Source organism: Streptosporangium sp. CA-135522 (assembly GCF_050949235.1).
Classification (GTDB): domain Bacteria; phylum Actinomycetota; class Actinomycetes; order Streptosporangiales; family Streptosporangiaceae; genus Streptosporangium.
This window is the reverse complement of sequence record NZ_CP192026.1, coordinates 3,760,790-3,773,960: the sequence shown is the minus strand read 5'-3', so window position 1 is coordinate 3,773,960 and position 13,171 is coordinate 3,760,790. Positions and strand designations below refer to the sequence as shown.

Sequence of the window (13,171 nt, the reverse complement as noted above, 5' to 3'; positions counted from 1 at the left end):
AATCGCCTCCATTTTTACAGTAACACCAAAATTTGAGTGACTGAAAATATTGTCCGGCACCATAGGATGAGGCCATGAGCGAAGGCCTGCGTGAGCGCAAGAAGAGGGAGACCCGGCGACGCATCTCCGATGTCGCGACGGGGCTGTTCATGCTGCGCGGCTTCGACGACGTGACAGTGGCGGAGGTCGCCCGTGCCGCCGACGTCTCGGTCAACACGGTCTTCAACTACTTCGCCACCAAGGAGGACCTGCTCCTCGACCGGGCCCCCGAGGTCGAGGGCCTGCTCGGCCGGGTCGTCCGAGAGCGCAGGCCGGGAGAGAGCGTGCTGGAGGCGGTGCGCCGCGACTTCCTCGACGCGCTGGAGACCGGCCACGAGCGCTACGGCTTTCACGAGGGCGGTGACGGCTTCGTTCGCATGGTCGAGGCCAGCCCGGCGCTGGTCGCCCGGGTCCGGGAGATGAACGAGGCCCGAGAGCGCAGGCTGGCCGAGGCGATCGCCGAGGAGTCGGACGCCGACCCCGACGACCTCACCCCCGCACTCGTCGCCGCGCAGGTCAACGCCGTCCTGCGCACCGTGGTCGGCTACGCCGTACGGCGCATGCTCGCGGGCGAGAGCGTCGAGGCCATCGCTCCCGACCTGCGCGATCGGGCCAGGCAGGCCTTCGACATGCTGGAGTCGGGCATCGGCGGCTACTGCGTCCGGTGGGAGGAGACCTCACCGGCTCCCGGCGTCAGGGAACCGGCCTGACGCCGGCCGCGTTTCCCGGCGGGGCGGGCGGCGAAGCCGGCCATGAATAGGAAGATCTTCGGGGCGATATGATCTACCGGCAGTTCACTCGGCCCCACGACCCCCCGGAGAGTCATTCGTGCCGATGCGCGAGCGTGTCCGCGCAACGCTGGAGGCCCCGCGTTTCCAGCAGGTCATCATCGCGGTCATCGTGATCAACGCGGCCACCCTGGGGTTGGAGACCTCGGCCGCGGCCGTCGAGCGGTACGGCACGGCGCTCACCGTCGTCGACCACCTGGCGCTCTACATCTTCGTGGCGGAGCTGGCCGCGAAGGTGTACGTCTACCGCCGGGAATTCCTGCGGGACCCGTGGAACCTGTTCGATTCCGTGATCGTCGCCGTGTCCCTGCTGCCCACGGCCGGAGGCCTGTCGGTGCTGCGGGCGCTGCGGATCCTGCGGGCGCTACGGCTCATCTCTGTGGTGCCGAGCCTGCGCAGGGTCGTGACGGCCCTGCTCACCGCGGTGCCGGGGATGACGTCGATCGTGCTGCTGCTCGGCCTGGTGCTCTACGTCACGGCCGTGATGGGCACCAAGCTCTACCACGCCACCGCCCCGGAATACTTCGGGGACCTGCCCACCTCATTGTTCACCCTGTTCCAGATGATGACCGGGGACGCGTGGTCGGACATCACCCGGGAGGTGATGGACGAGCATCCGTCGGCCTGGGTGTTCTTCGTGCTGTTCATGCTGGTGTGCACCTTCGTGGTGCTGAACCTGTTCATCGCGGTGGTGGTCAGCGCGATGGAGGACGAGCACGCCGAGGAGTCGGTCCAGGCGACCCAGGAGCTCGGCGTGGCGGTGCTCGCCGAGCTGGCCGCGCTCAGGGCTGAGGTGCGGGAGTTGCGGGAGTTCCAGGGGCGGGCGCCCGCGGCGCCGGGGACGGACGACAGGCGAACGAGCGCCCCGGCGCCCCGGCGGCGCGGATCGGCACGCGGACGATCCAGCGGCGGATGACCACGGCGCGGACCGGCACGCGGACGGTCCGGCGATGGATGGACGGTCGGCGGCGCGGTCAGCGGGAGTAGAACTCGACCACGAGCTGCTCGTCCACCGGCACGGCGATCTGCTCGCGCAGCGGGCGGCCGACCACGGTGAAACGCAGCTCCGCGTGGTCGACGTCCAGGTAGGGGGCGATCCGGTCGTCGGCGTAGACGCCCTCGGCGGCGGCGACGAACGGCTGCATCCCCCGCGACTTCTGCCGCACCGCGATGACCTGGCCGGGCTTGACCAGGTAGCTGGGGATGTCCACCTTGCGGCCGTCCACGGTGATGTGACCGTGGGTGACGTACTGGCGAGCCGCGTAGATGGACGGGGCCAGACCGGCGCGCAGGACGAGCGAGGCGAGACGGCTTTCCAGGAGCACCACCAGCTCCGCGCCGGAACGGCCGGTGCCGCGCAGCGCCATGTCCCAGTAACGGCGCATCTGCCGTTCGGAGACGTCGTAGTACCAGCGCAGCTTCTGCTTCTCCATCAACCGCAACCCGTAGTCACCGGTCTGCCTCCGGTTGGTCTTGCGCCCGTGCTCACCCGGCGGATACGGACGCTCCTCGAAGTAGCGAACGGCCTTGCGGGTCAGCGGGACGCCTGCCCGGCGGGACAGGCGCACCTTGGGTCCGGTGTAGCGCACGGTCACTCCTTTGTGGTTAGGTTTGCCTTATTGAGGTAAGCCTAACCTTAGTTGAAACAGCAGCCTGATCTCAAGGAGAGCCGGTTCATGCAGCAGCCCGTCACCGCTCCACCGATCCCTGAGCGGGTCCGCACGCTGGCCGCCACCGCCGTCCCCACCCACGTGTCCCTGGCCGGTACGGCCCGGCCCGCGATGCCGGCCAAGGGGGGCGTGGACGGCGCGGGCCGCCCGGTCCTGCTGGTGCTGCCGGGAGATCCGCTGCACGACGCGGGCAACGAACCGGTGGTGACCGTCGACCTGGCCGCCAACCGTTCCCTGGGCGGCCTGGAGCTCTCGCGTGGCCTGCTCAAGGTGCAGGGCTGGGTGCAGGCCGTACCGGCGGACGAGGCGCGGGAGACCGCGGTGGCGATCGCCGAGCAGTGTCCGGACGAGGCGCTGTTCGAGACACTGGAGCAGACCGGCGGACCTCGGCTGCTCCGCGTCGACGTCGGTCAGGTGATCTATCTCATCGGCCCGGAATCGGGCGTCCTGGACGCCGAGGAGTATCTCGGCGCCACCCCCGATCCCCTGATGGGCCAGGCCGAGCGGATGCTGCGTCACGTCAACGCCACCCATCGGGGACAGTTGGAGTCCGCGTTGCACTCGCTGCTCGCCGCCCCGGTCTCCGACGTGTGGCTCTGGGAGCTCGACCGCTTCGGCGCGACCATCCGCTCCGGAATCGAGCGGCCCACCCTGGTCCGCCTGCCCTGGCCCGCGCCCATGACCGACGCCGGATCCCTGGAGCAGGCCCTGCGCTGCCTGCTCTGCCACCACTGACGACGGCCGCGCACCTCACGGATACACCGGAAGGCGCGAGCACATGACGTGGATCCTCACGCGAGCACATGACGTGGATCCTCATCCGCGCGAGGTGCGCGGATGAGACAGGGCGGGCCGCGTCCCGAACGGCTCCGGGCTCGCTGGTCTAGGCTGCACCGGTATGCGAATCATGGACGCCTGGCGCGAGGTGGGCGACGGGGTGTTCGTACGGCGTCACGAGATCGCCGACCTCAACATCGGACTGGTGGTCGGCGAAGAGTCCTGCCTGGTGATCGACACGCGAATGTCACACCGGCAGGGTCGCGAGCTCGCCGCCACGATCCGTGAGATCACCTCGCTGCCGTGGACGGTGGCGAACACCCACGGCCACTACGACCACTGCTTCGGCAACGCGGTGTTCCTGCCCGCCGATATCTGGGGCCACAAGGGCTGTGCGGACATGCTCATCGCCCACGGCGCCGTCAAAAAGGCGTATTTCCGGATACGGGCCGCCGAGGCGGGTGATCACGAATTCGCAGACGATCTCGACGAGGTCGAGATCGTCCCGCCCAACCGGACCTTCACCGGCGAGGCCGTCCTGGATCTGGGCGGTCGCGCAGTGCGCCTGAGCCACCTGGGCCGGGGCCACACCGACAACGACGTCGTGATGGAGGTGCCCGGCACGGGGGTGGTCTTCGCCGGAGACCTGGTCGAGGAAGGGGCCCCTCCGGTGTTCTCCGACTCGTTCCCGCTGGAGTGGCCCGCCACTCTGGAAGCGCTGGTACGGCTGGCGCCGGAACGGGTGGTCCCGGGCCACGGCGACGTCGTCGAACCCGGCTACGTGACCGCGCAGGCGGCATCGCTCGCCGAGGTCGCACGGGTGGCCCGGGAGGCCTTCACCGCGGGGCGGGAGATGGATGACGCCTTGCGTGACGTGCCGCTCCCGGAGGAGACGGCACGCCACGCGCTCGCCCGGGCCTACCGCCAGCTGCGCGGTGAGCCTTCGTACGACTCCCCGGAAGAACTCGGCGCCATTCTCGGGGTGAGCCTGAATTAGGCGAGGAAATCATCCGGATAATGGATGACTAATTCTCCGCTCCCACTTCCCTGGTGCTCCGGATAACCTCGTCGACGAATCCGTAGTCCTTGGCCTCGGCGGCGGTGAACCAGCGGTCGCGGTCCCAGTCCGCCTCGATCTGCTCCAGCGTCTGGCCGGTGTGGAAGGCGATCCGCTCGCGCATCGTCTGCTTGGTGTAGAGCATCTGCTCGGCCTGGATGGCGATGTCGGTGGCGGTGCCGCCGACGCCGCCGGACGGCTGGTGCATGATGACCCTGGCGTGCGGCAGGACATAGCGTTTGCCGGGCGCGCCCGCGCAGAGCAGGAACTGGCCCATCGAGCCGGCTATGCCCATTCCCACGGTGGCGACGTCGTTCGGGACGTACTGCATCATGTCGTAGATCGCCATTCCGGCCGACACCGAGCCGCCGGGCGAGTTGATGTAGAGCCAGATGTCGCGCTGATCGTCGTCGGCCGAGAGCAGCAGCAGCTCGCCGCAGATGCGGTTGGCCACCTCGTCGTTCACCTCAGTGCCGAGCACGACGATCCGCTTGCGCAGCAACCGCTGGTACAGCGCGTCCTCGACCATGGGCTGTGGACCGCTCATCTCTTTCACCTGCCCCAAATCCAGAATTTATGAATGGTGAATCCCTGCGACCATAACGCGGCGCGGTGCCGTGATTTCGCTCCGTTCGCTGTCAGCGCTTTCCGCTGACAGCGCAGCGCCGGCGAATTGTTTCGCGCGGCCGGGACACGACCGGTTCCGGGGTGGGAGGCGGCCCGGCGGTGTGTGATGATTGCCGCACCATGTCCGCGACCGTGCCCTTCCGTCTCGCCCGCGCCTCGGCCTTCGCCGCGGTGTCCGTCGGGCTGGGCGTGGTCGCGCACGTGTTCGCCGGGGGCACGGTGTCGGCGTGGGGCGCGGCGGGCGGGCTGGCGCTGGCGCTGGCGGCCGCGCTTCCGATGACCGGGCGCGAGCGCGGTCTGGCCGCGATCCTGCCCCTCCTCGGGGGCGGGCAGGCGATGCTCCACCTGCTGTTCGCCGCGACGGACGCGGCGGCCTCGCACCGAGGGCGGTCGGGTCTGCTACCCGATCTGGCCACGCTGGTCACGCACCCGCACTCGGGCCTGCTGCCCGGTCTGGCCATGCTGGTCATGCACGGCTGGGCCGTGGGACTGACCGCGCTGTGGCTCGCCCGCGGCGAGGCCCTGCTCTGGGCGCTGCTGCGACGGCTCGGCGCGCGACTCGGCCCGGTCCTCACCGGCGAGCCTCCGTCCATCTTCTCGCCGCCTTCCGCGGCTCCCCACCGGGACGAGGCCGTCCTGCGCCCGTCCCCGCTCCGCCACGTGGTGAGCCGGCGCGGCCCGCCTCTGTCCCCTCCCGTCACGTCCCGCTGACGAGCTCGTCCTCGCGGCGCCCTCGGCCTTCGAGTCGCGCTTCCTTTCGACGGCTTTGCCCGTTACCCGGTCTGCGATGGTCGACCCACTCGGTCACGTCTTCGAACGCGTGCCCGCCGGAGACTCGTTCTTCGGAGACCCGTTCTTCGGAGAGCCGCCTTTTCGGAGACCTGGCTTCCGGAGGTCCGTCCCCCAGGGCCTGACTTCCAGGGCCTGGCTTCCGGCGGCTCCGGCTCCGATGGCCTTCGTCTCTGATGGCCGTGTCCGTGGACGGCTCTCCGGTGGCCCGTGCCCTTCGGGTGCCTGTACCTCGCCATCCGATGGCCAGGCCTGAGGGTCGGTGTCCGACGGTCCCACTGACCAATGGCCGTGTTTGCGGCCTCACCTCCTGGCGGCCTTCCGTCCACCCGGTGGCCGGGCCTGCGGCGCGTCGTCCGAGGGTTCGCCGCCCGGCGGCCTGCTGTCCGATGCCCTGCTGTCCGGCGCCTCTCCGTCCGACGGTTGGCTGTCCTACGGTTGGCTGTCCGGCGGCTCTCCGCCCGGTAGCCCTGCCGTGCCCGCCGACGAGCCCGTCCTCTGGCGACCTGACGACCCGACTGGTCTCACGATCCGACCTCCCCGGGCCGCGTCACGCGGCGGCGGGTGCTCCACCTGCTTTCTCCCTCGGCCTCTCGCGGCCACTTGAGCGCGATGCCGTACATCTGACATCCGAAAGGTTTTTTCATGATCGTTCGTCGTGTTCTCTCCTCCGGCCTCCTCGCGGTGCTCGCCGCCGCCTCGGTGAGCGCCTGCGGCGCGCAGCCCACCGGCCGGTCCGCCGACCAGGCGGCCGCTCCGGCGGCTTCGGCGGCTCCGGCCGCGAAGAGCCCCGCCGCGGCGAGCACGTCTGACGCCGCCCCGCCCGTCGCGATCACCGACCCGTGGGTGAAGACCACCAAGAAGGGCATGAGCGCCGCCTTCGGCACCCTGGTCAACAACACCGACACCGACGTGACCGTCGTCTCCGGAGACTCACCCCTGTCGCCGAAGATCGAGCTGCACGAGGTGGTCGATTCCAAGGGAAAGATGATCATGCGTCCTAAGGAGGGCGGGTTCGTGATCCCGGCTCGGGGCACTCACCGGCTTCAGCCGGGTGGTGACCACATCATGCTGATGGGCGTCACCAAGGAGGTGAAGCCGGGCGCGCAGATCCCCTTCACCCTCACCCTCAAGGGTGGCGAGAAGCTGGAATTCACCGCCGTCGGCAAGGACTTCGCCGGGGGCAAGGAGGACTACCAGCCCGGCATGGACATGGGCCAGGACAACGGCTGACCGAGGACAGCGACCATGCGAGACCCCCAGCTGACTCGCAGGGGACTGTTCGCCGGGGGCGCCGCCGCAGCGGTCGGCGCCCTCGCGGCGTGCGCCCCCGAGCAAGCCGCCTCCCCCGGCCAGACCGCCACCGCTCCCGGCCGGGCCGCCGCCGCGAGGGCGGCGCACGCGGCGGCCCCGCTGCCCGGCGGTTCGGCGGTGGAGCCCTTCGACGGCGTCCACCAGGCCGGGATCGCCACCACCCCGCAGGCCCACGCCGTGTTCGTCGGCCTGGACCTGCTTCCCGGCACCGGCCGCGAGGCGATCGTGCGGATGATGCACCTGCTCACCGACGACGCCCGCCGCCTCACCCAGGGCCGCCCCGCCCTGGCCGACACCGAACCGGAGCTGACCGTCCTGCCCGCCCGGCTGACCGTCACCTTCGGCTTCGGCCCCGGCCTGTTCGAGGCGGCCGGAGTGGAGGAGCGCCGGCCGGAGTCGGTCGCCCCCCTCCCCCGGTTCGTCATCGACAGGCTGCAGGAGCGGTGGACCGGCGCCGACCTGCTGCTGCAGATCTGCGCCGACGACCCCGTCACCCTCGCTCACGCCCTGCGCATGACGGTCAAGGACGCCCGCTCCTTCACCCGGGTGCGCTGGACCCAGCGGGGATTCCGCCGCAGCGCCCATGCCACCGTCCCCGGCACCACCCAGCGCAACCTCATGGGCCAGATCGACGGGACCGTCAACCCCCAACCCGGCACGCCCGACTTCGAGCGGGCCATCTGGGTCGCCGACGGCCCGCGATGGCTGCACGGCGGCACCACGCTGGTGCTGCGACGCATCCACACCAAGCTGGAGACCTGGGACGCCGCCGACCGGGTGGCCAGAGAGTTCACGATCGGCCGCCGCCTGGACACCGGCGCCCCGCTCACCGGACGCGACGAGCACGACGAGCCCGACTTCGCCAGGCTCAACGCGACCGGCTTCCCCGTCATCTCCGAATACGCCCACATCCGCCGCGCCCACGTCACCGATCCCGGCATGCGCATCCTGCGCCGCGTCTACAACTACGACGAAGGCCTCACCCCCGAGGGACACAGCGACTCCGGTCTGCTGTTCGCCTCCTACCAGGCCGACGTCACCCGCCAGTTCGTCCCCATCCAGAAACGGCTGGCCGAGGCCGACCTGCTCAACGAGTGGACGACCCCGATCGGCTCGGCCGTCTTCGCCATCCCGCCCGGCTGCTCTGCCGGAGGATGGATCGGGGAGACCCTGCTGTCCTGATCAGGGCTCTCCCGCCGCTCCCCTCGTCACCGGACGCCGAGTCCACTACCGGATTCCCTCGGCTCCGGCGGCGAGCCGGGACCCGCACACCCAGCCGATTCCGATCACGAGACCCGCACGCCCGGCCGATTCCGATCATGAGACCCGCACGCCCGGCCGGCTCCGATCATGAGCCGGGTATACGGCACGCAACCGGCGGGCCCTGGCGCACGGGGCACAGCCATCCGGGCCCGCCGAAGTCACGGCCGTCCTCCCGGGACGCACGACCTTTCTCACAGTCTTACGGCGGTCTCACTGTCTTACGGCAGGCACTCCTCCCGGGCCCATTCCAGGTAGGCGAGCGTCTCGTTGGTGATGATGTGATCGACTCCGTAGTCCGCCAGGCGTCGCCAGGAACTCTCGTCGTCGGGCGTCCAGGCGTACACGGTCAGGCCGTGGTCGAGATATTCGTCGACCAGCGTCGGAGTCAGGCTGTCGTACCTGACCCCGACGAAGGAGAACCTCTCGGCGAGCGAGAGTCTCGGCGCGGGCGTCGACAACAGGCCCTTTCGGGCAGGTATGGACTTGACCGCGTCGAGAGCCGCCGGAAGGAACGACATCAGGCTCGCCCATCGGTAGGCGTCGAACCTGCGGTAATCGTCCTGCAGGGAGCGCAGGTCCTGGGCGTCGGGGACCTCCTTCAGCTCGACCAGCAGCTCCTCGACCCTTCCGTCGAGGAGCTCCAGGGTGTCGGACAGGGTCGGCGGATGCTGGCCGTCCGTGGTGCGGAGCTCGCGAAAGCGCGCCAACGTCATGCCGGAAACCCGGCCCGTGCCGTCGGTGGTCCTGTCGACCAGTTCGTCGTGCATCAGCACCGGCTGGTGGTCCGTGGTGAAACGCACATCGAGCTCGACGCTCGGAGAGCCCTCGTCGAGCGCCTGCTCGAACGCCCTTTCCGTGTTCTCCACCGTCCCGGCCCAGTAACCGCGGTGGGACACCACTCCGGGCACCGGGCACTCTGGCGCGGAGGAACGGACGGCGGCCGCACCCGGTGAACCGGCGACCATGGACAAGCCTGCGAGGGCGCCCACGGCAAGCGAGACCACGATCCGTTTTCTGAGCATTGCATCCCCTTCGATCCGCATCTTCGATCCGCCTCACACCCGCCGAGCCCGAAGCCGCCGACCGGTCAAGCAGCGTCACTCGACCGGCAATGATTACGTAAAGTATTTATACAACTACTCATCGCATAAATACATAGAGCAATCTCCCAGACACTCTCCGATTCCCGTCGGTTCGGGCATCGGCACGGCGTGTCGGATCGTCGGTGGTCTCGCGGGCCGCCACCGGCTCCCCGCGCCCATGGCGGGAAAGCCGGTGGTCACGGCCACCGTCCCGGTCATGCACGTGGCCGTACGGCTTGCGAAAGAGTCCCGGCGCGCACGAGACAGCGGATACGACGCCGAGGATCGTCTGTAGCGACGTCGGCCCCGTTCGGCCCGCGCACCCGTTCAAAACGACAGGGGAACCAGAGCCCCAGCCGCCCGCCCCGCCCGGCTCTCTTCGTCTACGACCACCGGCGGACGCCCTCGCCACCCCTCCCGGTTGAGCAGACCCGGACTCCGGCCGGTCTACTCCCGGTCGAGGCCCTGACGGGTTCCGGCGGCGAGGCGGGCGCGGAGCGTGCTCAGGGCGTCGTCGACCAGCTCGGGCTCGTCGATCTCCAGGCCGTAGACCACGTCCTGCGCCGGATCGGCCAGGCTCCAGAAATCGAGCTTCCGGACCAGCCCCTTGGCCAACGGCAGGCCCCGGTGAGCCTGCACCCGCCGTACGAACTCCGGCCCCGCCTCGGCCCACAGGTAGGACAGGTCGTAGTCGGGATCGCCGATCTCGGCGTCGCCGAAGTCGATGAGCCCGGTGATCTCCTCGCCGGAGACCAGCAGGTGGTCCAGGCTCACGTCGCCGTGCGTCAGCGTGGGCCGGTAGGCGAAGTTGGCGTCGCCCCCGAGGTAGCCCTCCCAGGCCGCGAGCAGTGTCTTCCCCTGCTCTGAGGTCAGCCTGGGGAGCACCTCCCGCCGGATCGAGGCCAGGTCGTCCGCGAAGTCCTCCCGCAGTCCCGGGGCCGGCAGCCCGAGCCTTTCGGCCTTGTCCACCGGGAAGGCGTGGACGGCGTCGAGCGCCGCGGCGACCCGCCGTACCGACTCGGGCCGGTCGAGCAGCCCCCGTGCGCGCCACTGCTCCGGGGAGAGCACCTCGCCGGGAACCAGGACGTAACCACAGAAGGAGCCGGGACCGAGCGGGTTGGGCGCGGTGAACAGGAAGCGCGGGATGGCCAGGTCGATAGTGAGCTCGGGAAGCAGCCGCGCCTCCCGCTCGACGCTCTCGGCTCCGTCGTCGTTCTTCGGCAGCCTCAGGACGATCTCCTCGTTCAGGAGCAGCGTCACGTTGTCCAGCCCGGCGCCGAGGGGGCGAAGCGAGGCGTCGCGCAGCTCGGGCAGCACGCCACCAAGGGACTTCCGGACTCTCGGCTCCCAGTCGTCCGGCAGCGAGACATTCCTGATCATGCGCCCACCGTAGCCAACGGAACAGCCCATGATCGCCAAAGCTCGCCTCGCATGCCGATCCCCGGCGGGCACGCGTCCCCACCATCCACGACCCCGCTGACGCCCTGTGACCCCGCGCCGTACGGCGTGCGGCTCCTGTCGCACGGCGGCCCCGAGTGTGTAGAGCGTCAGCTCCCTGAGAGGCTCTACACCTCTGTCGAGGCCTCTGCCTCCTGCGCCATCGCCCGTGTCAGCTCGTCGGCGAGTCCGTTCATGCCGTGTGTGCGGGCGCTGGCCACCATCATCTGCAGGTCGCTGGATATGCGCCGGGATCGGACGCCGGTGGCGTCCCGTACGGCCCGGCGCGCCTCGCGTTCGCCGAGTCCCTGGTCTCCGGCGCGCATGTGCAGGACGGCCAGCCGAGTACGGCAGCGCAGCCCGGTGCGGGTCCGGCCGGCCTCCAGCCTGGCCACGGCCGATGACAGGCGCTCCCGCGCTCGGGCGTCCTCATCGAGAGCGAACAGGGCCAGGCCCAGGGCGCTGTCATGGTGTCCGGGGGAGACGGTGATGCGCCGTGCCCAGTCCGGTGATGAGGCCGGTTGCGCTTTGGTCAGTGCTTGTTCGGCGAGGTCGACGTGTCGTAGCCCTGCTGGGCGGTCGTGGGCTGCGGCGCAGTGCCGGGCGGCGACGGCGTGCAGGTTGGCCCGCTCGGCGGAGCTGATCCGCTCATCGCCCAGGGCCAGCCGGAGGATCTCCACGCCTTCCAATGGGCGGCCTGCGTCGGTGACGACGGTGGACAGGTCCAGCATGACGTGGGCGCGCAGGTCCCGATCGGTGCCGCGTGCGGCGTTGTCCAGAGCGAGAGTGAGCACTCGGCTGGCCTTGGCGGTGTCGCCCGCGTCGTAGACGGCCCAGCCGAGGCGGTCGGCCAGCAGTCCGATGGCTGAGGACAGGCGTTCGCGGATCGGCGGTGTCATCGGCTTGTCCAGCAGTTCGATCGCCCAGCTCAGGGAGCCGCGCGCCATGGCCGCTGCCATGCTTCCGCCGTGGGCCAGGTCCATGCGGGTGTACAGATCGGCGGCGGCCTCGACCGCCTGGACCTCGGCGACGCCAACACTGGCGAGGTCCTTGCCGTCCAAGCCGTCCAGCAGGCGAGCCAGCGGCTCCAGTGCGGCCGATCCCACAGAGGCAGCCGCAATGATTCCTAAAACACTTCTGCGTTTCATATCTTCCATAGTGTCCGGTAAGAGAGATTCGGTGTTTGTTGCCGCAACATACACGCCTAATGCTTGTTGGTAGCTGCGCAGTAAGGCCGGTGTAGCTTCTCGTTGTCCACGTTCCACGCGACTGAGATGTCCCTTTGACATGCCGATCTGCTCGGCGAGCGCATCGAGACTGACCTTCGCGCCCTGCCGCGCTGCCCGTAAGTCTTGGCCACTGACCACGCCGAACGCCCTCTCTGACCGTTGCGGCAACGATTGTTGCGGCAACGGCGCAACGGTGAATTGCCGGTTGTCGACCCTGATGCTTTTACCAGGCGGGGAGCAGGCGGCTACCAATTCGTCTTCCTCGCCCCGAAAGGTCATTTCCCTGTTCAGCGACCACCGGAAAGCAACTGCCGTCACGCGGCTACGGCGCAATCCATGGTGGCTCCGGTACGGGGGCGCGGTCAATGACTACGGCGAAGGACGGTACCGTGACCAGCCTCGAAACAGGCCCAGATCTCCAGCACCCCACTCGGCGCACCATCCCGGCCCTGATCACCGTCGATCCCGGCCGGAGGGCCGAACTTCTGCGCGTTGCTCTGGAGAAATACGGCATCGTCGCCGACGTCCATGACGGCTACGGGCTGGCGCTGGTGTCGGTCTGGGTCGGCCTGGTGGTGTGGTGCGACGGGGACCGGTTCTGGTGGCGCACCGGCTGGGACGCCCGGCGCCGGCGGTTCGTCTACGCCTGGCACCCGGCGACCGACCCTGACCGCGCCGCCCGGCGCGTCACCTTCCGCTACCGGGAGCTTCGGGAGACACATCCGCTGTCGGAGCTGATCGCCGAGAGCACGGCGTGATCACGCTGGATGAATGCCTGAGCCCGCACGTGGTCATGGCCCAGCGCGATCACGCGAGGCTGGAGTGGCGAAAGCCGTATCCGGTGCTCGCGCGGGTGCGCTCGGTGGCCTGGACCTGCTTCTGCCGCGCCACTGTCTATGAACTGTGCGAGGGCGGCGGGCGGGCGTTCATCCGGCGGACCATTCAACTCGACGGCAGGCACGAGGTGCATGAGACCTCTGTCAGCTCGATCCATGAGGTTCGGGCGATCTGGACGGCGCTGCTGTCCGGACGAGCCCGGTGAAGACGGGCGTGGCGGCGTGGGATCTGGAGGGACCATGCCGCCACAGTGCCCTCGGGA

General features: G+C 69.5%; 14 protein-coding genes and 1 pseudogene. 9 read left to right on the top strand and 6 right to left on the bottom strand.

All coding sequences use genetic code 11. From position 1 onward, the window contains the following. Window positions 1-74 precede the first annotated feature (74 nt). A complete protein-coding gene (locus tag ACQPYK_RS17705) occupies window positions 75-749 on the top strand; it encodes a TetR/AcrR family transcriptional regulator (protein WP_433256519.1) in 675 nt (224 codons plus the stop codon). A 124-nt stretch (window positions 750-873) separates the two neighbouring features. Continuing rightward, a complete protein-coding gene (locus ACQPYK_RS17700) occupies window positions 874-1,743 on the top strand; it encodes an ion transporter (RefSeq protein ID WP_433256517.1) in 870 nt (289 codons plus the stop codon). Between the two features lie 58 nt (window positions 1,744-1,801). On the opposite strand, the gene rpsD is transcribed toward ACQPYK_RS17700, so the two are convergent. After that, on the bottom strand, window positions 1,802-2,416 hold the full coding sequence (gene rpsD, locus ACQPYK_RS17695) for a 30S ribosomal protein S4 (protein WP_433256515.1): 615 nt from the start codon (window positions 2,414-2,416) through the stop codon (window positions 1,802-1,804). 87 nt (window positions 2,417-2,503) lie between these two features. On the opposite strand from rpsD, the gene ACQPYK_RS17690 reads away from it, so the two are divergent. Beyond that, a complete protein-coding gene (locus ACQPYK_RS17690; RefSeq protein WP_433256513.1) occupies window positions 2,504-3,232 on the top strand; it encodes a DUF2470 domain-containing protein in 729 nt (242 codons plus the stop codon). Window positions 3,233-3,395: 163 nt separating this feature from the next. Then, window positions 3,396-4,271 (top strand): MBL fold metallo-hydrolase, encoded by an 876-nt coding sequence (locus tag ACQPYK_RS17685; protein WP_433256511.1) that lies wholly within the window; start codon window positions 3,396-3,398, stop codon window positions 4,269-4,271. A 28-nt stretch (window positions 4,272-4,299) separates the two neighbouring features. On the opposite strand, the gene ACQPYK_RS17680 is transcribed toward ACQPYK_RS17685, so the two are convergent. Continuing rightward, window positions 4,300-4,878, bottom strand: coding sequence for a ClpP family protease (locus ACQPYK_RS17680; RefSeq protein WP_433256509.1), 579 nt, complete (start codon window positions 4,876-4,878; stop codon window positions 4,300-4,302). Window positions 4,879-5,078: 200 nt separating this feature from the next. Between ACQPYK_RS17680 and ACQPYK_RS17675 the strand changes: the two genes are divergently transcribed. The 3 genes from ACQPYK_RS17675 to ACQPYK_RS17665 all read left to right on the top strand — a co-directional run bounded on the left by ACQPYK_RS17675 (window position 5,079) and on the right by ACQPYK_RS17665 (window position 8,243). Continuing rightward, complete coding sequence (locus ACQPYK_RS17675) at window positions 5,079-5,669, top strand: MFS transporter (protein WP_433256507.1); 591 nt, start codon at window positions 5,079-5,081, stop codon at window positions 5,667-5,669. 723 nt (window positions 5,670-6,392) lie between these two features. Next, window positions 6,393-6,980, top strand: a complete 588-nt coding sequence (locus ACQPYK_RS17670; protein ID WP_433256505.1) for a copper chaperone PCu(A)C — start codon at window positions 6,393-6,395, stop codon at window positions 6,978-6,980. A gap of 15 nt (window positions 6,981-6,995) precedes the next feature. Beyond that, window positions 6,996-8,243, top strand: a complete 1,248-nt coding sequence (locus ACQPYK_RS17665; RefSeq protein ID WP_433256504.1) for a Dyp-type peroxidase — start codon at window positions 6,996-6,998, stop codon at window positions 8,241-8,243. A 299-nt stretch (window positions 8,244-8,542) separates the two neighbouring features. Here the strand turns inward: ACQPYK_RS17665 and ACQPYK_RS17660 are convergent, their stop codons facing one another. The 4 genes and pseudogenes from ACQPYK_RS17660 to ACQPYK_RS17645 all read right to left on the bottom strand — a co-directional run. After that, a complete protein-coding gene (locus tag ACQPYK_RS17660) occupies window positions 8,543-9,346 on the bottom strand; it encodes a glycerophosphodiester phosphodiesterase (RefSeq protein ID WP_433256503.1) in 804 nt (267 codons plus the stop codon). Between the two features lie 507 nt (window positions 9,347-9,853). Further along, window positions 9,854-10,786, bottom strand: a complete 933-nt coding sequence (locus tag ACQPYK_RS17655; protein ID WP_433256501.1) for a phosphotransferase family protein — start codon at window positions 10,784-10,786, stop codon at window positions 9,854-9,856. Window positions 10,787-10,971: 185 nt separating this feature from the next. Beyond that, window positions 10,972-11,949 (bottom strand): hypothetical protein, encoded by a 978-nt coding sequence (locus tag ACQPYK_RS17650; RefSeq protein ID WP_433259156.1) that lies wholly within the window; start codon window positions 11,947-11,949, stop codon window positions 10,972-10,974. A gap of 105 nt (window positions 11,950-12,054) precedes the next feature. After that, a pseudogene (locus ACQPYK_RS17645) lies at window positions 12,055-12,351 on the bottom strand (helix-turn-helix domain-containing protein); the annotation flags it as partial. 110 nt (window positions 12,352-12,461) lie between these two features. Here ACQPYK_RS17645 and ACQPYK_RS17640 point away from each other — a divergent pair. Beyond that, window positions 12,462-12,830, top strand: a complete 369-nt coding sequence (locus ACQPYK_RS17640; protein WP_433256499.1) for a hypothetical protein — start codon at window positions 12,462-12,464, stop codon at window positions 12,828-12,830. After that, a complete protein-coding gene (locus tag ACQPYK_RS17635; protein WP_433256498.1) occupies window positions 12,827-13,114 on the top strand; it encodes a hypothetical protein in 288 nt (95 codons plus the stop codon). Before ACQPYK_RS17640 ends, ACQPYK_RS17635 begins: the two co-directional genes overlap by 4 nt. Window positions 13,115-13,171 lie beyond the last annotated feature (57 nt).